We start from the raw sequence: 23,305 nt of genomic DNA, 5'->3' as shown, positions 1-23,305 counted from the left end.
CCCAGATGAAACTCCTCAAGCTCGTCGCGAATCTCGGCTACGGCAGTCGCAAGGAAGTCACTGCGATGGTTCGCGACGGCCGCATCACCGATCCCCAGGGAGAAGTTCTCTACACGGATGATGAAGTCGATCACTCGCTGATCCGCGTCGATGGCGAACCACTCGATCCCCCCACCGGCGTGCTGCTGATGCTGAACAAACCGGTCGGCTACACGTGCTCGATGAAAGATCCCGGCCAGGTCGTGTACGACCTGCTGCCGGACCGCTTTCGCCTTCGTTCGCCGACCCTATCGACCGTCGGACGACTCGATCGCGAGACGACCGGCCTGTTGCTCATGACGGACGACGGTCAGTTGCTGCATCGGATCGTGCATCCCAAATCCGGAATCTCCAAAATCTACGAAGCAACGCTTGCCCGCGATCTGACCGGCAACGAGGTCAAGGTCTTCGCAAGCGGCAAGCTCATGCTGGAGTCCGAGCGCACGCCGCTTGCGCCAGCTCATCTCGAAGTCGTCGGCCCTCGCCACGCGCGGCTCACACTGACCGAGGGTCGCTATCACCAGGCGCGCCGCATGTTCGCCGCCGTCGGCAATCATGTGGAGAAACTCCACCGCAGCCGCGTGGGTGGACTGGAGCTGAGCGATCTGCCCGAGGGCCAATGGCGCGCCCTTCAGAGCCACGAAATCGACCTGCTCTTCGGCCGCACCTGACGAAAGTCAGACCGACGTTCGCGCTTTGGATCGATTCGCGCGCCGGCGCGAATCCGCACCATGCCTGCTTTTCAATGGGCGGAGATGGGCGGGCGGCAATGAGCGTGGAGTGGATCGATTCGGGACGGCATCCCTACGAAAGGGCTGTCGTCATCGGTGGCGGTATCGCCGGAATGCTGACGGCGAGAGTGCTCGCGGATTATTTCCGTGAAGTCACCGTCATCGAACGGGACTGGCGCACGGCCCAGCCCGCTTTCCGCCGTGGCGCCCCGCAGGGCCAGCACGCCCACCTGCTGCTCGACACTGGCGCCCGCATCCTCGAACGCTACTTCCCAGGCATTCGAGCCTCGTTGCTGCAGGCGGGCGCAACGAACCTCAACGCCGGCCTCGACATCCGCCACATTGCCGACGGCATTCGTCGACCCGAATACGCCAGCGAGTTCTCGGCACTGGCGATCAGCCGTCCCGTGCTCGAATGGCATCTCGCGGAACGACTGCGGCAGCTGCCGAACATCGACATCGTCCAAGGCAGCGCCGTACGCAAGCTCGATTACACAGAGGACCGGATCTCCGGCGTTCATCTCACCCCCGGGCCGTCGCGATTCGATCGCCAGTATCTGTCCGCGAATCTGGTCGTCGACGCATCGGGCCGCGGCACGACCACGCCAGCCACATTGCTCGACTGCGGCTTCGAACGGCCGCGCGAGTCCGTGCTGAGCCAGGACACGATCTACGTTTCGCGCATCTTCCGTATTCCGTCGGGACAGCGTCGATGGAAAGCCCTGCTCGCGCAGTCGGGCGAACGCGGCGCCTCCGTCGTGCCGATGGATCGGGATCACTGGCTCGTCACATTGCAGGGGCCGAAGGGAGAGCATCCGCCGCTCGACGATTCGGGCTTCATGCAATTCGCCCAAGACCTCCCCGTTCCGGAGCTCCATCAGGCGCTCAATGAATCCGAAGCGATCACGGACGCGTCCGCGATGCGCACGATGACGCACGTCCGCAGGCACTACGAAGACCTCAGACGCTTCCCGGAAGGCCTCCTGGTGCTCGGAGATGCATTGTGCGACCTGCCGCCGTCGCAGCACCGGGGCATGACGATTGCGATCCTCCAGGCGCAGATGTTGCAGGATTGCCTGGAGCAGCGAACGCTGCGTCGCCAGCCGATCGGCCAGCTATGGCGTGATTTCTTCCGTCACTGCAGCACGACGATCGACACGTGCTGGCAGCTCGCGACATTGCAGAACGACGCCAGGGAAGCGCATCGCAGCGACCTTCGCTGGCGCTTCATGCATCGCTACCTGCGCGAGATTCAGACCGCGGTGGGACGTGATGTCAGAGTCGCGGAGCACTGGGTGGCGACGATCCACCGCATCGAGCCGCTGCGGACGCTGCTTTCGGCGAGAGTGATCGGGTCGCTGATATCGGGCAGCCCGTCGAATGCTGTTCCGGTTGCGTATGAGATCGAAGATAAGGATACGACGTTGATTCGCGCCCAGCGGACGGGGTGGACGCGCTGACGGGCGGAGCTCGTCATCCCCGCGAAAGCGGGGATCCATCTTGGTCGTCTCGTCGGATGGATTCCCGCTTTCGCGGGAATGACCAGCTGGCTCAGTCGTGCAGCCGTCCATGCTCCGGCACGATCGGTGCGCCCGTTGCCGGTAAGTCTTCGTGAGCAGGTGATTTGCGGTTCCACCAGGCACTCAGCCGTCGCGTGAAACCGAAGATATAGGTGTACAGCACCGGCACGATCAGCAGCGTCAGGACGGACGACGTGATCACGCCACCGATCACCGCGCGGCCCATCGGCGCCTGGATTTCGCCGCCTTCGCCGACACCGATCGCCATCGGCATCATGCCGAAGATCATTGCTGCCGTCGTCATCAGGATCGGACGCAGACGCACCTGCCCCGCCTCGAGAATCGCGTCGCGGACGTTCTTGCCCTCGCGGATCGCCTGGTTGGTGAAGTCCACGAGCAGAATCGCGTTCTTGGTCACCAGACCCATCAGCATGATGAAGCCGATGATCGAGAAGATGTTCAGCGTCGATCCAGTGAACAGCAGCGCGAGCAGCACACCGATCAGCGACAGCGGCAGCGATGCCATGATCGCGATCGGCTGGAGGAAGCTGCCGAACTGCGACGCGAGCACGAGATAGATGAAGATCACGGCGAGGCCCAGCGCGGCCAGCGCGGCACCAAAGGTCTCGTTCATTTCCTGCTGGCCGCCGCCGACGTCGAAGCGATAGCCCTGCGGCAGCTTCGTCTCCTTGACGATCTTTTCCGCATCGGAACCGACGTCACCCGACGGGCGGCCATCGGCGTTGGCGTAGATCGAGATGCGACGCTGCAGGTTCAGGCGCTTGATCTGCTGCGGGCTGCCCGTCTCGACGAAGTCGGCGACCTGACGCAGGGGCACCAGGGTTGGATTGCCGTCAGCGTCGACGCGCGTGCTGCTGACGTAGAGATCGCCCAGGTCGGAGCTGATTTCGCGCTGCTTCTTCGGCAACTGCACGATCACGTCGTAGTCCTGGCCGTCCGGGCCGAGCCACGTGCTGATCTGATCGCCCGCGATGAGCGGGCGCAGCGCAGTGCCGATACGGGCGTTCGTCAGGCCCAGGTCGCTGGCCAGCTCGTTGTTGATGCGAACGGCGATCGTCGGATTCGCGCCCTTCTCGCTGCTTTCGAGGTCGGCGATGCCCGGGATCTTCGCGAGCTTCTCCATCAGGTCTTCCGTCAGCTCAGTGAGCTTCGCGGTATCGGGACCGAGAATCGAGATGAACACCGGCTGGTTGTTGCCCTGGATCTTGAGCTCGAGCCCGGCCATGCGCGAGAGACGATCGCGAACCGTCTTTTCGATCTCCTTCTGCGACGGACGCGGTCCGTCCTTCTTGGGATCGGTGAGGCGCAGCATGATGCGTGCGTAGTTCTTGCCTTCGTCCGTGCCGATCATCGCGACGACATGGCGCACGCCTTCGATCTTCTGCAGCACTTCCTCGACGTCGCGAATCTTCGCGTCGGTGTACTGCAGGCTCGAACCGAGCGGCGTGTTGACGCGCATCGAGACCATGCCGTTGTCCGTTTCCGGCATGAATTCCGTACCGACCATCGGCACGACGAGGAAGCTGCCGAAGAACGTAAAGACCGCCAGCAGCACCATGAGCGCACGGGGACTGACCCCCGCCCAGCGCGGCAGCCGTGCGTCTTCGCCGTACAGCCTGCGTGCGCGGCCAGCGAGCCCCGGGATACCGTAGCGACGGTCACTCAACGCCCACCGCAGCAACTTGTCGTAGACGCGATGTGCGTATTCCACCAGCGATTCGACCTTCTCCATCACGCGACCGAGCCACGGCGCATAGCGGAAGCGACCTTCCTTCGGATCCGCCCAGTAGGCGGACAGCATCGGGTCGAGCGTGAAGCTCACGAACAGCGAGACGAGCACTGCGATAGCGACGGTGAGGCCGAACTGCAGGAAGAACCGGCCGATGACGCCGCCCATGAAGGCGACGGGGATGAACACTGCGAGGATCGCGAACGTCGTGGCCGTGACCGCGAGGCCGATTTCCTTGGTCGCTTCGAACGACGCGGTGCGGTGGTCCTTGCCCATGTCCGCATGCCGGACGATGTTCTCGCGAACCACGATGGCGTCGTCGATCAACAGGCCGATGCACAGCGACAGCGCCATCAGCGACATGAAGTTCAGCGAGAAGCCGAACGCGTGCAGCGCGATGAACGTCGCGATCACGGAGATCGGCAGCGTGAGACCGGTGATGATGGTCGAGCGCCAGGAATGCAGGAAGAGGAACACGATGGCGATCGTGAGCAGCGCGCCTTCGAGGATCGTGGTCTTCACGCGGTCCAGCGAGCCCTTGATGAATTCGGCGTCCGACCACAGCGTGTCGATCTTGACGTCTTCAGGCAGCCGGCTCTTGAGATCGGCAACGGCTTCGTTGATGCCCTCGCCGACCTGGACGATGTTCGCCTGCTGCACCTTATAGATGTACAGCGACACCGAGCGGCGTCCATCGACGCGCGAGATCGACATCTCTTCGGCTTCGCCGTCGACGACCTGCGCGACCTGATGCAGGTACACCGGAGCGCCGCCCTGGTTGGCGACGATGATGCGCTCGAACCCGGCCGGGTTCTTGATCTTGCCTTCGACGCGAACCAGCTGTTCCTGCGAACCATTGGAGATCGCGCCCGCCGGGAGGTCCTGATTGGCGGCCTGGATTGCCGCGATCACCTGGTCGACGCCGACCCGGTAGCTCTGCATCTGCTCCGGGTGCAGGAAGATCTGCACCTGGCGCTCGATCGAACCGCCGACGGTGATGTTGCCGACGCCGTACGAGTTCTGCAGGCGCTTGACGATCTGCTGCTCGACCATCGTCGAGACTTCGCGCAGGCTGCGGGTCGTCGAGTAGACGACCAGGCTGGCCACCGGCTGCACGGAGTTGTCGTTCGTCGCCCGACCGACCTGCGGCTCGCGAACTTCGCGCGGCATGCCGGAGCGGACCTGCGCCACCTTGTCGCGCACTTCCTGCGTCGACTCGGCGATATCCACGTCGAGCCGGAAATCGATCTGGAAGAACGCCATGCCTTCGCGCGCCGTGGCGTAGATGTTCTTCACGCCATTGATCGAGTTGACGACGTTCTCGATCGGCTTGATGACGTCGTTCTCGATCGCTTCGGGCGATGCTCCCGGGTACGAGACGTTGATGTAGACCTGAGGAATCGCGACGTCCGGCATCTGCTCGACGGGCAGCAGGCGGTACGAGAACACGCCGAGCACGACGATCGCGAGCATGACCATGGTCGCGAAGACGGGCTGGTTGATACTGACGCGTGTGATGAGCATGACGGCTTACGTTTCGAAAAGGTGAGAGCGCAATGAGGCAGCGGCGATCAGCCGCCGCTCCCCTTCTCTCCGCGGACGAACGCTTCGGAGCCCGGCTTGGAGTCGCCGATGTCCGCCACGATGACACGCTCGCCGGCGGCAAGTCCTTCGCGAACCTCGACGAATTCCTGACCCTTGATCTTCGGGCCGAGCGTCACGGGCTTGCGCACGATCTTGCCGCTCTCGAGCGTGTAGACGAACGCCGCACCGGCTTCATCGCGCGCCGCCATTTGCGGGATCGACAGCGACGGCTCGGTCGAATCGAGCGACAGCTCACCCTGACCGAACATGCCGCCCTTCAGCGCACGATCGGCATTCGCGACTGCGATATAGATCGTGATCGCGCGTGAGCCTTCGACGGTGACCGGATTGATTCGCTGTACGTTGCCCACGAATTCACGGTCGCCGAATCCGCCGACGCGGAATGCAGCGGTCTGCCCGACGCGAACCGAGGGAATCTCGGCAGCGGGCACGGCTGCTTCGAGCAGCATCTGGCGCAGGTCGACGATAGAGACGATCGACGAGTCGGTCGACACCTTCTCACCGGGCTGCACGAGACGCTTGGCGATCGTGCCCGTGAACGGGGCGCGAATGACGGCGTCGTCCACGCTGATCTTGATCATGCGGGCCTGCGCTTCGGCGAGCTTGAAGCTCGCGACGCTGGCTGCATAGGCGCTCTCGGTCGCCTCGTAAGTGTTTTGCGAGATGTACTTCTGTTCGAGCAGCGTGCGGTTCTTGTCGCGATTCAGCTCGGCGAGACTCAGGTCGGCGCGCGCCTTCTCGACGGCCGCCAGCTCGCGATCGTACTGGGCCTGCATGTTGCGCGTGTCGATGCGGGCAATGACGTCGCCCGCGCGCACGTCCTGGCCTTCGCGAACAGTGACTTCCTCGACTTCGCCGCTGACCTTGGACTTGACCGTTGCCTGCACGACCGGCGACATCGAGCCGGAAAGCGGCAACGAGCGCGACAGCACGCGCGGCTGAACGACCGCGACGTCGACAGCGGCCAGTTCGAGCGGCCCGGCAACCACTGCAGGTGCTCCGCCCGGCGCATCCGGGGCAGGTGCCGCCTGCTGATTGCGAACGAAGAACCAACCGGCCACCAGAACCGCGATCGCAGCCAGAAGGATCCAGACCTTCATCGGCTTCTTCTCCGTACCCTGGGAACCACTATTGTAGGCGACTCTACTACTCTCGTAGGAGGTTTCTTCCGCCGCGGCCTGGACGGGAGCCAGCCGGGCGACCGTGGCTCCGGTACCGGCGCGTTCTGCCGATACGTCGGTATCGTTCGATTCGATGGATTCAGCGACAGCGGCCTGCTGTCTGGCGTTGCTCTTCACGTCGACTCCTCTCTGCAGCCCGGGGAAGTTCGGGCCTCGGGCCCGCTTCCCCTGAACTGGATACACCACACCTCACTGCCCCAGGCGGCTCGAACCCGCCTGACGAGGGTGCAGTCCCTCATGTCCACCCTTTGACGTGCCTGGCCGCGAAAAGGTTACAGCCGTACCGGAAGTTTTTTCGGCACCTGCCTGACCTGCGCGTCATCGATTGCCGTCACCCGCAGAACACAGGGTCCCGTCGGTTTGTTACAACGAACCGCCGGGGGACGAAAATGCTTCGGCTGACTGGTGGCGAGGGGCTTTGGGGGCGCGGATTGTACGGTGATCGGCGTCCGGACTCGATGCGCAGCTTCACGGTGTGCCTGATTGACCCGATCCCCGATTGACCATGATGCGGTGCGTCTTTAAGCTCCCCGCCGCTTCATTGGGGAGTAGCCGCCGACGGTCGATCACCGATCTGTCGGAGGGCGTGTCAACACACTTGTTCCGTCAGGAACATGGCACGTCCGGCGCTCGCAGGGCGGGACCGTCCGGCGGGCAGGCAGGCGAGACTGATGACGTGATCTCTTCAAACCACCGGTCCGGCCGGGGGTCGAGCGGGGAGATTGCGTCATTGGCAAACGCCGCTCGGCCCCGTACCAGTCACGAAAAATGGAAGCACTCCTCATCTCCGCCGGCGTCGTCGCGCTCGCCGAAGTCGGCGACAAGACCCAGCTGCTGGCCCTGGTCCTGGCCGCCAAGTACCGACGACCCGTCCCGATCATTCTCGGCATCCTGGCCGCGACCCTGCTGAATCACGCCCTCGCCGGCGCCGTAGGCAGCGCCCTCGCCGCAGCCATCGGCCCCAACGCCATGCGCTGGATCCTCGGGGTGTCGTTCATCGCGATGGCGTTGTGGACCCTCGTTCCGGATGGGTCGCCGGAGACATCGAGCCAGCCGCCGCGCTTCGGCATTTTCGGCACGACGCTGGTCGCGTTCTTCCTGCTGGAGATGGGCGACAAGACCCAGATCGCGACCGTCGCCCTCGCGGCCAAGTATCAATCGCTGCTGCTCGTCACGCTGGGAACGACGGCGGGAATGATGCTGGCGAACGTCCCTGCCGTGCTGCTGGGCGAAGTTGCCGCCACGAAGCTGCCGATGAAGCTCGTGCACGGCATCGCGGCCACGATCTTCCTGATCATGGGACTCATCGTGCTGATCCGCGGAGTGTAGGACCAGCGGCGCCCTACGCACTCTTCTCCTGCGGATTGCGCCAGTCCTGGATCTCGCTGCTGCGCGCCCGGGCTCGTTTGAGCCCGGCACGCAGCTTCTGTTGCTGCGTGAACCAGAACTCGGCGAACGCCCGCTCCATGCCACGCGTCGACCACGACGACAGCAGCCACGCCACCAGCAACCCGACGACCAGGACGCTCATCATCAAGAGCGAATTCGGCCCGTGCCAGAACAGGTTGAGCAGCGTATCGATGGGGCTGGTGACCAGTTCGAACAGCAGCAGGCCCAGGCTGGTGAAGAAGGACGCGGCGGAACCTGTTGCACCTGCGGGCGCACCGGCACCGAGCAGCAACACAGCTGCGATCGTCAGCGCGAACACGCGATAGGAGAAACGCCCGACAACGATGCGCGTCCCAACGGCTTCCAGCAGCGAACTGATCTTGGGATGCGAGCCCTGAAGCACTTGCTGCGCCGCCTCCGCGCGTTCGCGTGCCGCCGCGTCCTTCGTCGGGTCTCCGGAGGGCGTGATCACGACCTGTGAATTCGCCGGCAGATTACCGGGTCTGTAGTCGTCGGTGCCGTGAGCGATGCGCTCGAGCACACTCAGATGCAGCTTCGGCTGAACGCCGCTCGACTTGCACATCTGCGCGATATCGCGGGGAAGCCAGCGATAGAATGTACCCAGGCCCGCCCGCGGGTCGTAGAGCTTGTCGTCGACGTTCGCGTGCTCGCGATAGTGCTGACGCTCCGCCGGCACGAAACGCAGGCCCGACTGCTCCGCCTCATGCATGATCCAGTCGAGCGCGACGAGCGACATGCCCTGCTTGGGGTAACCGCCGCCGACATTCGAATGCACGCCGGCAAACCAGACCTGCTCGATCGACTGGCCGGGCTGCGGTGGCTGGCGCTCGTCCCAGATGAGCGGATGAAAGGACTGCCGCTCGTCGTCGATCGCCAGCGCATGAATCGCGCGATCGACGCTCTTGCTCAGCACCAGGTCGGGAAACTTGAACTGGTAGACCAGCGTGTTGATCAGGTTCGATATGTGCAGCGGCAGCCCCACTGCATCGACGGTGTCCCAGACGCCCACGAAGTGGATGCGCTCGCCGCCGTGACAATGCCGTTCGCGGAATCGCGTCGTCGCCTCGCGATCCCCGGGGCCGATGATCTTCTTCATGAGCCAGGTGCGATAGCAGCCGCGATAGACCTGGTACGCCTCTTTCACCAGGTCATCGAGATCCTCGCTGCCGGCGAGGCGGGCCACATCGATGATGCCGCAGGTGCCGATGAAACCGCTGAGGCTGCGCACGGTGAAGGCGCCGCGGCTGAAACCGAACAGGAAGATCCGGTCGCCCGGGTCATAGATGCGGCAGAGCTCCTTGTAGAGCTGACGGACATTGCGGCTGAGTCCGTATCCCGCCGCTCCGCCGAGGATCTGCAGGAGCTTCATGCTCTCCGTGCCGACGCCGTCGTCGTAGATGGCGACCTGCGGCGATCGCTCCGGATGGAACCGGTGCGAATTCACATCGATGCATTCGAACATCTTGAAGACGTTCGTGCCGCGACCCTTGATGGCCGTATTCCCGGTGCCATCCGAACAGATGATGATGTTCTTGCCCATGCGTCCTCGCGGCGGCGACGGGCAATGCGTATGCAATCTGCCCGCATGCTGCGCAGCGTGACGGGGTCAGGGTTAAAAGAGAATCGCCGAAAAGGGCAAGTGGAGCGAGTTGGAGACGGAGCGAAAATCGCTGGGAATCAGTGACTCGGCACGCCGCCGGAGATCTCGCGCGACATTTCACGCGCCTGGGACTCGCGACGCGTGGCGCGAACGTCCATCATCCAGTTGTACACGGCGACGCTCATCGGGAAGAGATTCGAGAGCACGCCTACCGAGTCGTTCTTCCCCCAGATGAAGTAAGCGAGCAGCAATCCGCTGCCGGTGACGCTCATTACCCAGAACATCCTGGGAATCACGGGCTTTCCGCGGCGGCGTGTCGCGAACACCTGAACGACCCAGCGCCCCGCGAACAGCAGCACGCCGACGTAGCCGATGAGCTTCCACGGGGTAATGGAAACCCCGAACAGAATCGCGATGGTGTGGTTCATGAGCGGTTAGACGCTGGCTGCGCCCTCAATCAATCGCTCGCCTGTCGCGCCGGTTCCTTGGCCAACGTTACAATCCGTTCACAACAACTGAAGCGCGGAGCAACAAGTGGCCTTCTGGAACCGACGCAAACAACTCGAATCAGTCGCCTCAGGCATCGCTCACAGTGCACTCAAACCCACCCTCAGCTGGCCGCATCTGCTCGGCCTCGGCGTCGGGGGCATCATCGGCACAGGGATCTACACGCTGACAGGTGTCGGCGCAGGACTGGCGGGGCCGGGCGTCATCCTGTCCTTCGTGATCGCCGGCATCGTCTGCGTGTGTGCGGCGCTTGCCTACGCCGAGATGTCAACGATGATGCCTGTGGCCGGCAGCGCCTATACGTACAGCTATGTAGTCCTCGGCGAATTACTCGCATGGATCGTCGGCTGGTCGCTGATCCTCGAGTACACGGTTGTGTGCAGCGCGGTGGCCGTCGGCTGGTCGGGATACGCCACCGGTGTGCTGAAAGCGGCGGAATTGAACATACCGGATGCGTTGCTCGCGGGACCGCACGCGGGTGGACTGATCAACGTGCCCGCCATCATCATTTCTCTCGCGGTGGCGGGCCTGCTCGCAATCGGCACGAAAGAGAGCGCGACCGTGAACCTGGTTCTCGTGTTCGTGAAACTGATCGCGCTCGGCATCTTCATCGCGCTCGCGGCACCCGCATTCGACAGCGGGAATTTCCAGCCATTCATGCCTTACGGCTGGGTCAGCGAGGTCAACGGGGTACCCCATGGCGTCATGGCGGCCGCGGCCATCATCTTCTTCGCCTTCTACGGATTCGATGCCGTCTCGACGGCAGCGGAAGAAACACGCAATCCGAGCCGTGACCTCAAGATCGGCATCATCGGCTCGATGCTGATCTGCACCTTCATCTATATGGCAGTGGCTGCCGTGGCACTCGGCGGCGCCAGCTATCTCGACCTCGCGAACAGCCCCGAACCGCTCGCGATGGTGCTGCGCAATCTTCAGCATCCCTTTGCCGCCACCGTGATCGCCGGCGCCGCCGTGATTGCACTGCCGACAGTCATCATGGCGTTCATGTACGGTCAGTCCCGCATCTTCTTCGTCATGGCCCGCGACGGACTGCTGCCGCAGGGCTTGAGCACCATCAACCCACGCACCGGCTCGCCGGTTCTGATGACGCTCATCACCGGTGTGATCGTTGCCATCATCGCCGGATTGCTGCCGCTCAACGAGATCGCCGCGCTCGCGAACGCCGGCACGCTCGCCGCATTCATCGCTGTGGCCGTGTGCATGATGGTGCTGCGGGTGAAACATCCCGACTTCCCGCGCAAGTTCCGCTCACCTGTCTGGTGGCTGGTCGGCCCACTCGCAATCGTAGGGTGCCTCTATCTCTTCTGGAACCTGCCCGGCATCACGAAGAAGTGGTTCTTCATCTGGAACGCAGCCGGCCTGTTGATCTACCTGCTGGTCACGCGACATCAGAGCGCGCTGGCGAAGGCTGAGCGCAGCTGACCCGCGCATTCCAAGAGGCGCTGACGCGCCGACGTCCGACTGAAGTCGGACCCACAATCAGAACGCTCTGACTGTGGGTCCGGCTTCAGCCGGACGTCATGCGAAGCATCTTTTCTCCGGCCAGCTGAAGAAAGAAGTGCACCTCAGCGCACTCCTTTCAACGGCAGAATCGCAAACGCCGCCATGAACGCGATCCCGCCTGCCACCACGAACAGCCACGTGTAGTCACCACTGCTCGCCGTGAGAATGAGCGGCCCGAGCGCCGGCGCCACGGACTGCGGTAATGCGTTCGCGATGTTGAACATGCCGAGATCCTTCGCGGCATCGAGCTTCCGATCCGGAAGGATCTGCGTCACGAGCGCCAGCTCGACGGCGAAGTACACACCCTGCCCGATGCCAGTAAACACCATGCCGACGAGCAGCCCTGCGTAACTGTCCGCCGCGGCGATACACCACAATCCAGCGCCATACACGGCGGCTGCGATCAGCACGAAGATCTTGCGGCGCCCCGTGGCATCGGACACCTGACCGCTCACGAGGCTCGACACGACGATCAGGCTCGCCTGTACGAGCATCGCCTTGAATATGAGCGAGGGCACTTCCGTGTCGGCATGCCCCAGTTTTTCGATCAGGTAATAGGACTGATACGTCGTGAGGAACGCCGTCCCCGTCACGAGCAGGAAGCGACTGAACCATGCCCACGCAAAATCCGAATGACGCGCGGGACTCAGCCAGAAGGAACGAAGGAAATTGCGCAGGTCCGATGGTGGTACGTCGCCAGGGGTCTGTCGCCTGTCCGGCAGGACCGCGACGAGCAGCAGCACAGCGATCGACCCCACGACCGCCGGCACGATGAACCGCAGCAGCATCGATGAAGGCAACGCCTGTACTAGAAACGTCCCGGCGACCTGGCCGATCGGCATGCAGATGCCGAGCACGCCGGCCACGGTGCCCCGTTGCTCGGCGGGCACCTGGTCCGGAAGGATGGCGACGATGGCCGCCAGCACCGCATTGAAAGCGAGCTGCGCGAGACACCAGCCGAGCAGCAGGATCGGAATGGTCGGGGCCAGCGCAATGATCGTCAGCGCAGCCGTGCCGCACAGCATTCCGCCAACGAGCCATGGACGACGCATTCCCAGCCGCGAAGTGGTCCGGTCGCTCATCCGCCCGAAAACGGGATTGCCGATCAGCGCGAATATCGCCCCGACGCCGAGCACGAGCGCGAGCTGCCCCGCCGCGTTGTCCGGCGCGATCTGCCGCACGCGCAGCGCAATCGTCACCAGCATCGGCGTCAGCAAAGCCAGCCAGACACCGGTGTACGCGAGCGCGTAGACGAAGACGAAGAAATGGCTGACGCGACTCGTTCCCGCAGCATCGGCAGCGTCCGGGCGCACAGGCGCAGCGGACGCAGAAGCGTCTATTCCCGAAGGAACGGACTCGGACATCGAAGATCCCCCACAGATTGAGCACCCGGGCCGATGCAGCATTCTTCTGGCGCGCGCGACCTGGTCGGTTCGTTTTACAGGGAATCGGCGGGCCACGAAAGGCCGGGGCCGAAATGCGATGTCGCGCGGTTCACCATGCGGTGTAACATTCCACTACAAGCGGACGCAGCCCCGACGGGGCGATTTACCCGCGATGCCCGAACCTGCATTGCCGACGGTCCCCGACGCTCATGACTGCTGACAACGACAAGACCCGAACCCGCAAGGCCAGCATCGACGATGTGGCCAAAGCGGCCGGCGTCGCGATCAAGACGGTTTCGCGCGTGCTGAACAACGAGCCGAACGTGCGCGAGGAAACGCGGCAGCGCGTGCTCGTCGCGGTCAAACGGTTGAATTACCACCCGAGTCCTTCGGCGCGCAGCCTGGCGAGTCGCCGCTCGTATCTGATCGGTCTCGTTTACGACAACCCGAGCGGCAACTACACCATCGAAGTGCAGCGCGGCGCCCTCGCCCGCTGTCGTGAGGGAAAATTCCTGTTGCTGCTGCACGAAGTGACGGGCGCAGGCGAAGAGCTCACGCAGGATGTCATGGCGTTCGCGAACCAGACGCACATCGACGGGCTGATCCTCGCGCCGCCGCTGAGCGAGTCCGAAGAAATCATCCGGGCACTCGACGAGCACGGTTTGCCCTTCGCGCGCATCGCGCCGAACGACCTCAAGCATCGCTCGCCATACTCGGACATGGACGACGAAGGCGCCGCGCGCGAAATGACGGAATACCTGATCGGCCTCGGGCATCGGCGCATCGCATTCATCATCGGCCGTCCCGGACACTACGCGAGCGGCCAGCGTCTCAAGGGCTACAAGGCGGCGCTCAAGTCACACAAGATCGCGTTCAACGCCGACTATGTCCGGCAGGGCGACTTCCTCTTCGACTCCGGCCTCGAAGCCGCGCGCCAACTCCTCGCGTTGCCGACCCGGCCGACGGCGATCTTTGCCGCAAACGACGACATGGCAGCGGGCACGCTGATGGCGGCGCACGAGATGGGTGTTGCAGTACCCGATCAATTGTCCGTCGCGGGATTCGACGATGCGGCGATCTCCCGCACCGTGTGGCCGCCTCTGACGACGATCAGCCAGCCGACTTATCAACTCTCTTATGCGGCGGCGGATCTGCTGCTCAAGTCGCTCCTGAGCGGAACACCGCCGAAACCCGTGCGGCTGCTGCACAAGCTCATTCGTCGTGCCTCGACCGGCGTGCTGCGGAATCCTGACTGATAGGATCGCCGCTCCGCCGGTGCCGCGCCGCGATTGACCGGCGGCGCATTCCCTCCGGGCATCGACAGGCTCATCATGCGTCCTGTCCGGGATCGTCGATCCCGGGATACCTTGAGAGGTGTTTCGCACAATGAGTAGTTTTCAAGCCCCGCTTCGGCGCTCGCGATCGAATCGCATGATCGGCGGCGTGGTCGCAGGACTCGCGAAATATTTCGGCATGGATGTCACGCTGACGCGCGTTCTGTATGTCGTGATCTCGATCTGCTCCGCTGCGTTTCCCGGCATCCTGGTCTACCTGCTCTTCTGGATCCTGACGCCGGAAGAGGAATACAGCGATCCACGGGTCGTCTCGACGCAGTAGCAACGCGCCACACACCTTACCCCGAACTCGCCCTCTCCCGGTCCCGGGAGGGGGCTGCTTGCAATCCCGCCATGGTGAATTGTCAGTCGTGAACTGATAACTTCCCGCCATGCGGTGGCTCCCCGGAATCGCGATTGCGATGCTGCTCGCGGCGTGCGGCGGCGGATCATCTTCTTCGCCAGAGACGCCGGATCCCGCACCGCCACCGCCACCCGCCTCCATCACTGTCATCGACGTTTCCCAACCCTGGGTCACGGCGACGCCTGCTTCGGTCTCGATGGACGAAGTGCGATTGAATCGAGGCATCAGCGATCTGTCGGGGATGTCCCGCGTTCGCAGTGTGCTCGTAGCACGGCATGGCAAGCTGATCGCACAAAACTATCTCGGCGGTACTTCCCAGGCCACACGCTTCGACCTGCGCTCGGTCACCAAGAGCGTCGTGAGCATGCTCACTGCAATCGCCATAGCGCAGGGCGACCTGAGCGGGCTCGACGCGACGGTCGGCGACCACCTGGGCACACCGTATGTACTGGATGCCGGCGATCGCGCAGTGACCGTTCGCCAGATGCTGACGATGACTTCGCGCTATCAATGGAATGAAAGCAACGGCGACGACTACAACCGCTGGATCGTTACGGACGATCACGTCCAGTACCTGCTCGACCGCAGCCAGACTGCATCCGCCGACTTCGAATACAACTCGGCGCTCGTGCACATGCTTGGCGTCGTGCTCGAGCACGCCACCGGTCAGAAGCTGCCGCAATTCGCACAGGACGCGCTGTTCGATCGCCTTGGCATCACATCAGTCGAGTGGGAGGTGCTGGATGCCGAGCACGTCAACGGCGGCTCGGGCATCAGAATGACCGCGGAAGATCTGTTGCGGTTCGGTCAGTGGATTCTTCAGAAAGGCAACTCGGGCCGCGCGCAGATCGTGACCGAAGAGTGGGTGCGCGAAGCGACGACACCCAAGTTCAACTGGCGCAACACGTACAACCAGCAGAGAAGTACGACGTACGGCTATCTCTGGTGGGTTGCGGATGCCCCTGCGGTACCCGCGGCCTTCGCATGGGGCTACGGCGGCCAGTTCGTCTATGTGGCGCCGTCGCTCGACATGGTCATCGTCGTCACGACCGACTGGGTCGGCATGAGCGCCGAAACGAATCCCTCCGCATTCGCGGGACAGATCCTGTCGATCATCGCCGGCGATATTCTGCCGGCCGCGCGCTAGAAGACGTCATTCCCGCGAAAGCGGGAATCCAACCGCAAGGGACTCCCGCTTTCGCGGGAGTGACGGCCTCTCATCGCCGGGCTTCCGCCCTCACTCCGCCAGCGTGACTCCGGAGCCGCCCATCTGCGCCGGCATGTCCTTCATCTTCGGCTTGCCGTCGTGAATGCGCAGCACCGTTTCCTGGTAGTGAACGTGCACGCCCGGCTCGAACTGCAATTCCGGCAGCATCGCCGCGTAGACATCGACGACACCCAGTGTCGGATGATCGGTGAAGAGATGCCCGCCGCACTTGGTGCACCATTTGCGGTAGCTGATCGGCGTCTTGTTGAACGTACCGATGTTCGATGCACCGCGCGTGACGCGCAGCGCCTGCGGCTGCCACAACGAAAACGCATTCACGGGACCAGCGGACCAGTGCCTGCACGAACTGCAGTGACAGTAGCCCATCGCCACGGGCGCGCCCGTCACTTCGAACTGGACCTCGCCGCAAAAGCAGCTGCCCTTGTAAAGACCTTCATTTGCCATGGTTTTCTCTCCATCAGGTTTCCTGACTCTCCCCGGCATGGTGGGCGATCGTCGGACTCGGGACCACCCACGAAAGTTTGTGGGAGAACCAGATCTCCCGTGTGGGCGGAAAGACTTCCGGGTGGTCGAGGGTCACCGTCGTCAGCTCGATGCGGTCGGGCGCGTCGTCATGCTGATAGGAAATCTGGCTGCCGCAGCGTGCGCAGAACTCGCGAACGACGGATTCGGACGAGCGAAACGCGCGCAGTTCGCCACCGAGCAGCGCGAACTGTTCATTGAGCACGACGAACCAGGCAACTACAGGGGCGCCGCTGGCCAATCGGCAGCTGCGGCAATGACAAAGGCTGCTCGAGATCGGTGTCCCGGAGACCCGATAGCGAACCGCACCGCACAAGCATCCGCCTTCTACCGCACTCATGGCCAGGCTCCGCTTCGTCGACTGCCCGATCATACGCAACCGCGATGACGCCGCAGCCTCCTTTCGGAGCGCAAGAGCACTAAAGGACAATCTGCGATGAAGCTATGCGTGGACGCCGCGAGAATCGTCCGGCGCCTCGTTGCGATCGTCGAGACCGTAGTCACGCACGACATGCGCGACGCGCAAGCGATAGTCCGCGAAGATCGACCGGCGGCCAGCCGCCTGGATCGCGCGGTGCGCTTCGAGATTTCGCCATATCGCGACGGCCTCCTCATCACGCCAGAATGAAAGCGAGAGAAAGCGGCCAGGCTGCGACACGCTCTCGAAGCGCTCTATCGAGATGAAACCATCGATCTGCGTCAGCAACGGCCGCAGCGTTGCGGCCGCATCGAAGTACGCATCGGCCCGCCCCGGCAGAGGGACCGCCTCGAAGATCACGACAATCATGCAACGGTCCCCGCGACGTCTTCGACGAATGTCCGCTCCTCTCTCAGGATGAAGCGGCGCTGTTGCGCAAGCTCGAAGTTGGCACGTCCCTCCGGATCGGCCTTCAACCGCACGCGATAGCTTTCGTACGCAGCGAGGCTTTCGAAGCCGATCAATCCCCACGCGACATCGTTCGTTCCTTCGTGCGGCAGGAAGTAACCGAGCAGCTTGCCGCCGCATCTCGGAATGATGCGGCCCCAGTTCTGCGCATATCCCCGAAATGCATCCCGTTGAAACGGATCGATCTGATAGCGGATGAAGCACGTGATCGCCATATCGCCCTCTCCTGCAACGGATATACGATAGCGCGAGACGCTGTCACGACGATTCGACGGGGATCGAACTATGGATGCCGGCCCGACCATCGCCAGAATTGCCCATCTGATCGGTGAACGTGGCCGTTCGCAGATTCTCGGCGCGCTGATGGGCGGCCGTGCATTGACGGCAACCGAACTTGCAGACGCGGCAGGAATCACGCGCCCGACAGTCAGCACTCATCTCGGGAAACTCGAACGCGCCCGACTGATCGTCGCCGAAAAGCAGGGGCGCCATCGCTACTTCCGGCTGGCCGGCAGCGAAGTCGCGCAACTCCTGGAAAACATGATGGGCGTCGCGAACTCGATCGCGGACGACAGGCAGTTCGGTCCTCGTGATCCTCAGCTGCGCAAGGCTCGCGTCTGCTACGACCATCTGGCGGGAACGCTGGGCGTGCTCGTCTACGACGGGCTGGTTCGCAGAGAACTGTTGAGCGTCACGCCTGAAGGCGTTGCACTTGCTGAGAATGGCTGGACGCTGTTCGGCCAATTGAATCTCACCGCCGACGCGATTGCCAACCCCCGTCGACCGCTCTGTCGCGCGTGCATCGACTGGAGCGAGCGGCGCCATCACCTTGCCGGTGGGCTGGGCGCCGCTCTTCTCGATCGACTATTCGAATTGGGCTGGGCAAGTCCGATCCGCGACTCGCGCGTTGTGCGCTTCTCCTCCAGCGGTGAAAAGAAGCTGCGCGAACTTTTCGCGGCGTGATCCCTATATCGCCGTCGCCGGTGCGGCCTCCAGTGGCGATTCTTCCTCGCTTGCCTTCGCCCGATGATCGGACGCGATGAGCGTGTAGAACACGGGCACCACAAACAGCGTGAACAGCGTGCCGACGATCATGCCCGTCACGAGAACGATGCCGATGCTGTTGCGCGCTTCAGCGCCAGGCCCAGAGACCAGGACCAGCGGGAAGTGACCGAATACGGTCGCCGCCGACGTCATCAGCACAGGGCGCAATCGGGTCAAGGTTGCTTCGCGCAGAGCCGCGACCTTCTCGATTCCGCGCTCCTGCAACGTGTTGGCGAACTCGACGATCAGAATTCCGTTCTTCGCGATCAGGCCCACGAGGGTGATCAATCCGACCTGCGAGTAGATATTGATCGTCGTGAAGTCCAGGAACGTGAATACCAGAGCGCCCGAGATCGCGAGCGGCACTGACCCCAGCAACACGATCAGCGGATCGCGGAAGCTGTGGAACTGCGCGGCCAGCACGAGGTAGATCAGCACGACGGCGAACGCCAATGTCGTCGTGAGCGCCGCGCCTTCCTGGCGGATCTGTCGCGATTCGCCCGCGTAGTCGATGAGCGTGCTCTCGCCTCCCGCCACTTTCGCAGCGTTCTCGAGAACGCGCAGGCCCTCTTCCTTCGTCACACCCGGCTGCATGCCGCCGAAGACTCGCGCCGAATTGCGCTGCTGGAAGCGGTTCAAGGTTCTCGGGCCCGTCGTCGACTCGATGTGCATGAAGGTCGAGACCGGCACGAGCGTGCCATCGGGCGTCTTGATCTTCAGATCCAGCAGCGGGTCAAGCGTGGCGCGATCCTTGTCGCCGATCTGCGGGATCACCTTGTAGCTGCGGTCGAAGTAGTTGAACCGGTTGACGTACGCTCCACCGAGCAGCGTTCCGAACTCGCGCCCGACCGTCGCGAGATCGAGCCCGAGATCCGCCAGCTTCTCGCGATCGAGTACGACGCGAGCCTGCGGCAGGTCGAACTTGAGGTCCGTATCGACGTAGAGGAACTTGCCGCTCTGCCAACCCGCATCGAGCACGGCCTGCGTCATGCGCATCAGCTCCTCGAGCGACGATTCGTTCTGCACGATCAGCTCGACGTCGTACTGCCCCGGTGTCGGCAACGGCGGATCGAGACGCGGAAATACGCGCACACCCGGCACCTGGGAAACCGCGCCGTAGACCTCGCCGTACATTTCCTCGGTCGACCGCTCGCGCTGCTGCCAGTCCTTGGCGACGAGACCACCGAAGCCGCCCCAGTTCGCCGTGAGTGACCACATGAACTCGGTTTCCGGGAACGACGTAATCGCCTTCACGACCTGCTGGGAATCGCGATCCGCCGCCTCGAGCGTCGAATCCGGAGCCGCTTCGAAGAACAGGCTGATGTGGCTCTGATCTTCGACGGGTGCCAGCTCGGCCCGGGAATACATATAGAGAGGCCACGCCGCCGCGGTTACCAGCACTGCGACCGCGACGATCGCCCAACGCATTCCGAGCGCGGCATCCAGAGCTCGCGCATACGCCCGGCTCACCGCGTCGAAGCCACGATTGACGATCGCCGTCAGCTTCCCTTCCTTGCCGTGCGCGTGAACGAAGCGCGAGCTCATCACCGGCGAAAGCGTCAGCGCCACGATGCCCGACACCACGACGGCCGCAGCCAGCGTGATCGCGAACTCGAGGAACAGCGAACCCGTCAGTCCCCCCTGGAAAGCGATCGGCGTGTACACGGTCGCCAGCGTGATCGTCATTGCGATGATCGGCCCCGCCAGTTCGCGGGCGCCCAGCAAGGCAGCCTCGATGCGCGATTTGCCTTCGCGGACGTGTCGCTCGACGTTCTCCACCACGACGATCGCATCGTCGACGACGAGACCCACCGACAGCACGATCGCCAGGATCGTCAACAGGTTCAGACTGAAACCGGCCGCCAGCATGACAATGGCGGCACCGACGAGCGACACCGGCATCGCGACGAGCGGCACGAGCGCGGTGCGGATGGAGCCCATGAACAGGAAGACGACGAGCGCGACGATCAGCACGGTTTCCGCCAGCGTCTTCGTGATTTCCTTGAGTGCGCTGCGCATGAACATGGTGCCGTCCCACACCAGCCGCATCTCCACGTCAGGCGGCAGCGTGGCTTCGATTCGCTTCATCTCATCGCGCAGGTGCTGAGCGACTTCGATCTCGTTCGATCCCGGCAACGGCCACACACCGAGGTACACGCTCTGCTCGCCGTTGTACTTCGCCACCATCGTGGCTTCCTCGGCGCCGAGCTCGATGCGTGCGACATCGCTGAGACGCACGATGGCGCCATCGCGATCCGCAACGATCAGGTTCTCGAACTCCTCCACTGCCCGCAGATCCGTGTTGGCGAGGAGATTGACCTGCACAAGGTCGCCCTTCGTCTGACCGACCGCGGCGAGATAGTTGTTTCGCTGAAGCGCGGCATGGACATCTCCGGGAGCAAGATTGCGCGCTGCCAGTCTGTCCGCATCGATCCAGACGCGCATCGCGAGCGGCCGCGCACCTTCGTAGCTCACCTTCTGGACGCCTTCGAGCGTGGACAGCTGTGGCTGCAACGTGCGGGACAGCCAGTCTGTCAGCGCGGGTACATCGCGCTGCGTCGATGTGAATCCGAGATAGAACGTCGCGTAGGGTCGATCGGCTCGCTGCACGTCGACCACGGGCGGCTCAGCTTCCGCCGGCAACTCCGAACGCACCTGCTGCAATCGCGCGGTGACTTCCGCCAGCGCCGCGGTGCTGTCGTGATTCAGCTTCAGGCGGATCGTCACGGTGCTCAGGCCCGGACGACTGTTCGATTCGATGTAGTCGACGCCGCTGATTGCGGACACCGCCCGTTCGATCGGCGTCGTCAGGAAGCCCCGGATCGTTTCCGCGCTCGCGCCCGTGTAGACGGTAGTGATGACGACCGCCGAGCTCTCGACGCTCGGAAACTGCTGCACGGGCAGCGTCAGCAACGCACGCGTGCCGACGAGTACCAGTACCAGGTTGACGACTACCGCGAGAACGGGGTGCCGTATGAATATGTCCGTGAATGAACGCATGAACTGACTCCGCCGCCGAGTACTTCCGTTACCTGTTATTGAATGCCACTGTCTGCGCGGGTTCCTGAGCCGAAACCAACGCTGCGTCCCGCAACTTGAACGAGCCTGAAGCAGCGACGCGTTCGCCGACCTTGACGCCGTCGCCGATGACGACTTCGTTGCCGGTCATTGCATCGACGCGCACCGGCCGCACCTGTGCACGCGTGTCTCCTTTCTCGTCGGCGACGAGAACGAACACGTGATCGCCCTCAGGACCCTTGCGCAGAGCGCTTGCCGGGAGTGCGACCGCCAGCTGCGGCTTGCCCACCGGAACCTGGACGCGAACCGACGAGCCCGGCGCGGGGGCGCCGTCCTTTCCTTCCACCTTTGCCCGCACCGTCGCGTTTCGTGTCAAAGGATCGACGCGCGCATCGATTGCGACGATCTGCGCCTGCACGGGTGACTCATCGGTCGCGATCACACTGACCTTGCTGCCCGGCCGCAGCCCCGCCGCGATCTGCTGCGCAACCGAGAAGTCGACGTAGGCACTTTCGTCGACACCCTGCAGCGTCGTGAGCAATGTCCCTTCATTGAGGTACTGACCCGGATGCACATCCGAGATGCCGACGCGCGACCGGAACGGCGCACGGATGGTCTTGCGCGCGATGACCGCCTTCGTGCGGGCGATCTGCGCCAGTGCGACATCCCGCTCGGCCTTTGCGCTGTCGACTTCCATTTCCGATGCGGCGCGCTGCGCACTCATGCGCTCCATCCGGCCGAACTGCGTGCGGGCCAGCTCCCCCTGTGCTTCCAGCGCCTTCAGCTCTGCTTCCTCCACTGAAACATCGAGCGCGACCAGCACCTGCCCGGCTTCGACGATCTGCCCGGGTACCAGCGACACTTCGCGCACAGTGCCCGACAGCTCATTGCGTACCGTGATCGACCGCAGCGCGACGACCGTTCCGATCGACGTCGTTGCCCGGTGATGCTCACGCGCCTGAGCAACAGCGACAGCAACGCTCTCCGCAGCCTCGGGCTGATTTGCAGCCGCCGCATCCGATTCATCAATGCTGGCCTTCTTCCACGCGGCCAGCGCCGAACCGGTCCCGATCACGATACCGAGGAGCACCAGCGGCGCGATCCACTTGCGACGATTCATCACGATCTCTCTCCCTACCTTTGCACGATCAACGAGTGGCGTACGGTAGAGAGATCCGCCGCGCTGAGAAATGCGTGGCCACGAAACTCAATGTTGCCGACAACGCAGCAATGACCGGAACGCAACCTTCGATGACGAATCGGTGACACGCGCCGTGATCAGGCGCGAGATCGCGCAGACGATCGATGGAGTCGACGGGAGTTGCATTGCCGCGGCGTCGGATCGACGTCGTGCCGAGCACCACACCCTCACTGCAACGGATATGGCGATATGAGTTTTCGTCAGGTCAGCCCTTCGTCTCCGCGAAGGGACCATCGATGATCATGCCGTCGGTCGTCCGTGCGGACGACTCCCGGCGGCGCTGCATCCATGCCGCGAGTGTCGTATCGCGCGAGACCTCGATGTCGATTGCCGATGCGGCGATCGTGTGCCCGGTCTCAGACGGCGTCAGCAGCTTCCTGCAGTCGTCGATCAATACCGAGTACATCGTGACCCTCGAGAACGCGTGCAAGCACGAAGTATCGAGAGAAGGCGCGA

At 63.4% G+C, this 23,305-nt stretch carries 20 protein-coding genes and 1 riboswitch; of the genes, 8 read left to right on the top strand and 12 right to left on the bottom strand.

The genetic code is table 11. The features are described from left to right. Positions 1–5 precede the first annotated feature (5 nt). Complete coding sequence (locus tag HNQ60_RS14960) at positions 6–710, top strand: pseudouridine synthase (RefSeq protein WP_184333140.1); 705 nt, start codon at positions 6–8, stop codon at positions 708–710. A 98-nt stretch (positions 711–808) separates the two neighbouring features. After that, positions 809–2,230, top strand: coding sequence for an FAD-dependent oxidoreductase (locus HNQ60_RS14955; protein ID WP_184333139.1), 1,422 nt, complete (start codon positions 809–811; stop codon positions 2,228–2,230). A 91-nt stretch (positions 2,231–2,321) separates the two neighbouring features. Here the strand turns inward: HNQ60_RS14955 and HNQ60_RS14950 are convergent, their stop codons facing one another. Both HNQ60_RS14950 and HNQ60_RS14945 read right to left on the bottom strand, forming a co-directional pair. Continuing rightward, positions 2,322–5,564 (bottom strand): efflux RND transporter permease subunit, encoded by a 3,243-nt coding sequence (locus tag HNQ60_RS14950; protein WP_184333137.1) that lies wholly within the window; start codon positions 5,562–5,564, stop codon positions 2,322–2,324. 47 nt (positions 5,565–5,611) lie between these two features. Continuing rightward, positions 5,612–6,943 carry an efflux RND transporter periplasmic adaptor subunit gene (locus HNQ60_RS14945; RefSeq protein ID WP_184333135.1) on the bottom strand — a complete coding sequence of 444 codons (1,332 nt, stop codon included), beginning with the start codon at positions 6,941–6,943 and terminating at the stop codon, positions 5,612–5,614. 412 nt (positions 6,944–7,355) lie between these two features. Further along, positions 7,356–7,499: riboswitch (yybP-ykoY riboswitch) on the top strand. Positions 7,500–7,594: 95 nt separating this feature from the next. Here HNQ60_RS14945 and HNQ60_RS14940 point away from each other — a divergent pair. Continuing rightward, on the top strand, positions 7,595–8,155 hold the full coding sequence (locus HNQ60_RS14940; protein ID WP_184333133.1) for a TMEM165/GDT1 family protein: 561 nt from the start codon (positions 7,595–7,597) through the stop codon (positions 8,153–8,155). A 13-nt stretch (positions 8,156–8,168) separates the two neighbouring features. On the opposite strand, the gene HNQ60_RS14935 is transcribed toward HNQ60_RS14940, so the two are convergent. Beyond that, positions 8,169–9,776, bottom strand: a complete 1,608-nt coding sequence (locus tag HNQ60_RS14935; protein ID WP_184333131.1) for a DUF2235 domain-containing protein — start codon at positions 9,774–9,776, stop codon at positions 8,169–8,171. Between the two features lie 137 nt (positions 9,777–9,913). After that, positions 9,914–10,264: a lipid-A-disaccharide synthase N-terminal domain-containing protein gene (locus HNQ60_RS14930; RefSeq protein ID WP_184333129.1), complete on the bottom strand. Its 351-nt coding sequence runs from the start codon at positions 10,262–10,264 to the stop codon at positions 9,914–9,916. 106 nt (positions 10,265–10,370) lie between these two features. Here HNQ60_RS14930 and HNQ60_RS14925 point away from each other — a divergent pair, with 106 nt between their 5' ends. Then, positions 10,371–11,786, top strand: coding sequence for an amino acid permease (locus HNQ60_RS14925; RefSeq protein ID WP_184333127.1), 1,416 nt, complete (start codon positions 10,371–10,373; stop codon positions 11,784–11,786). A gap of 143 nt (positions 11,787–11,929) precedes the next feature. Here HNQ60_RS14925 and HNQ60_RS14920 read toward each other — a convergent pair whose 3' ends face one another. After that, entirely contained in the window at positions 11,930–13,231 is a 1,302-nt protein-coding gene (locus HNQ60_RS14920) for an MFS transporter (RefSeq protein ID WP_184333125.1), read from the bottom strand. Positions 13,232–13,461: 230 nt separating this feature from the next. On the opposite strand from HNQ60_RS14920, the gene HNQ60_RS14915 reads away from it, so the two are divergent. The 3 genes from HNQ60_RS14915 to HNQ60_RS14905 all read left to right on the top strand — a co-directional run bounded on the left by HNQ60_RS14915 (position 13,462) and on the right by HNQ60_RS14905 (position 16,097). Beyond that, a complete protein-coding gene (locus HNQ60_RS14915) occupies positions 13,462–14,508 on the top strand; it encodes a LacI family DNA-binding transcriptional regulator (RefSeq protein WP_184333123.1) in 1,047 nt (348 codons plus the stop codon). A 130-nt stretch (positions 14,509–14,638) separates the two neighbouring features. Then, positions 14,639–14,869, top strand: coding sequence for a PspC domain-containing protein (locus HNQ60_RS14910; protein ID WP_184333121.1), 231 nt, complete (start codon positions 14,639–14,641; stop codon positions 14,867–14,869). 109 nt (positions 14,870–14,978) lie between these two features. Continuing rightward, positions 14,979–16,097 carry a serine hydrolase domain-containing protein gene (locus HNQ60_RS14905; protein WP_184333120.1) on the top strand — a complete coding sequence of 373 codons (1,119 nt, stop codon included), beginning with the start codon at positions 14,979–14,981 and terminating at the stop codon, positions 16,095–16,097. A 90-nt stretch (positions 16,098–16,187) separates the two neighbouring features. Here HNQ60_RS14905 and HNQ60_RS14900 read toward each other — a convergent pair whose 3' ends face one another. The 4 genes from HNQ60_RS14900 to HNQ60_RS14885 all read right to left on the bottom strand — a co-directional run bounded on the left by HNQ60_RS14900 (position 16,188) and on the right by HNQ60_RS14885 (position 17,801). After that, positions 16,188–16,622: a GFA family protein gene (locus HNQ60_RS14900; protein ID WP_184333118.1), complete on the bottom strand. Its 435-nt coding sequence runs from the start codon at positions 16,620–16,622 to the stop codon at positions 16,188–16,190. 13 nt (positions 16,623–16,635) lie between these two features. Then, positions 16,636–17,040: a GFA family protein gene (locus HNQ60_RS14895; protein WP_184333116.1), complete on the bottom strand. Its 405-nt coding sequence runs from the start codon at positions 17,038–17,040 to the stop codon at positions 16,636–16,638. A gap of 102 nt (positions 17,041–17,142) precedes the next feature. Then, positions 17,143–17,487 (bottom strand): antibiotic biosynthesis monooxygenase family protein, encoded by a 345-nt coding sequence (locus tag HNQ60_RS14890; RefSeq protein WP_184333114.1) that lies wholly within the window; start codon positions 17,485–17,487, stop codon positions 17,143–17,145. Further along, positions 17,484–17,801: an NIPSNAP family protein gene (locus HNQ60_RS14885; protein ID WP_184333112.1), complete on the bottom strand. Its 318-nt coding sequence runs from the start codon at positions 17,799–17,801 to the stop codon at positions 17,484–17,486. The genes HNQ60_RS14890 and HNQ60_RS14885 overlap by 4 nt, the downstream gene beginning before the upstream one ends. 70 nt (positions 17,802–17,871) lie before the next feature. Between HNQ60_RS14885 and HNQ60_RS14880 the strand changes: the two genes are divergently transcribed. Then, the gene (locus tag HNQ60_RS14880) at positions 17,872–18,549 is read left to right on the top strand and encodes an ArsR/SmtB family transcription factor (protein ID WP_184333110.1); all 678 of its coding nucleotides are present in this window, start codon (positions 17,872–17,874) and stop codon (positions 18,547–18,549) included. Between the two features lie 3 nt (positions 18,550–18,552). Here the strand turns inward: HNQ60_RS14880 and HNQ60_RS14875 are convergent, their stop codons facing one another. The 3 genes from HNQ60_RS14875 to HNQ60_RS14865 all read right to left on the bottom strand — a co-directional run bounded on the left by HNQ60_RS14875 (position 18,553) and on the right by HNQ60_RS14865 (position 23,255). After that, positions 18,553–21,630 carry an efflux RND transporter permease subunit gene (locus HNQ60_RS14875; RefSeq protein ID WP_184333108.1) on the bottom strand — a complete coding sequence of 1,026 codons (3,078 nt, stop codon included), beginning with the start codon at positions 21,628–21,630 and terminating at the stop codon, positions 18,553–18,555. 28 nt (positions 21,631–21,658) lie between these two features. Then, positions 21,659–22,768, bottom strand: a complete 1,110-nt coding sequence (locus HNQ60_RS14870) for an efflux RND transporter periplasmic adaptor subunit (protein ID WP_184333106.1) — start codon at positions 22,766–22,768, stop codon at positions 21,659–21,661. Between the two features lie 286 nt (positions 22,769–23,054). Continuing rightward, entirely contained in the window at positions 23,055–23,255 is a 201-nt protein-coding gene (locus HNQ60_RS14865; protein ID WP_184333104.1) for a hypothetical protein, read from the bottom strand. Positions 23,256–23,305: the final 50 nt, after the last annotated feature.

It is taken from the genome of Povalibacter uvarum, from assembly GCF_014202975.1.
GTDB classification, from domain to species: domain Bacteria; phylum Pseudomonadota; class Gammaproteobacteria; order Steroidobacterales; family Steroidobacteraceae; genus Steroidobacter; species Steroidobacter uvarum.
Note: the sequence above shows the minus strand (reverse complement) of the source record. Positions and strands in the feature narration are given on the sequence as shown.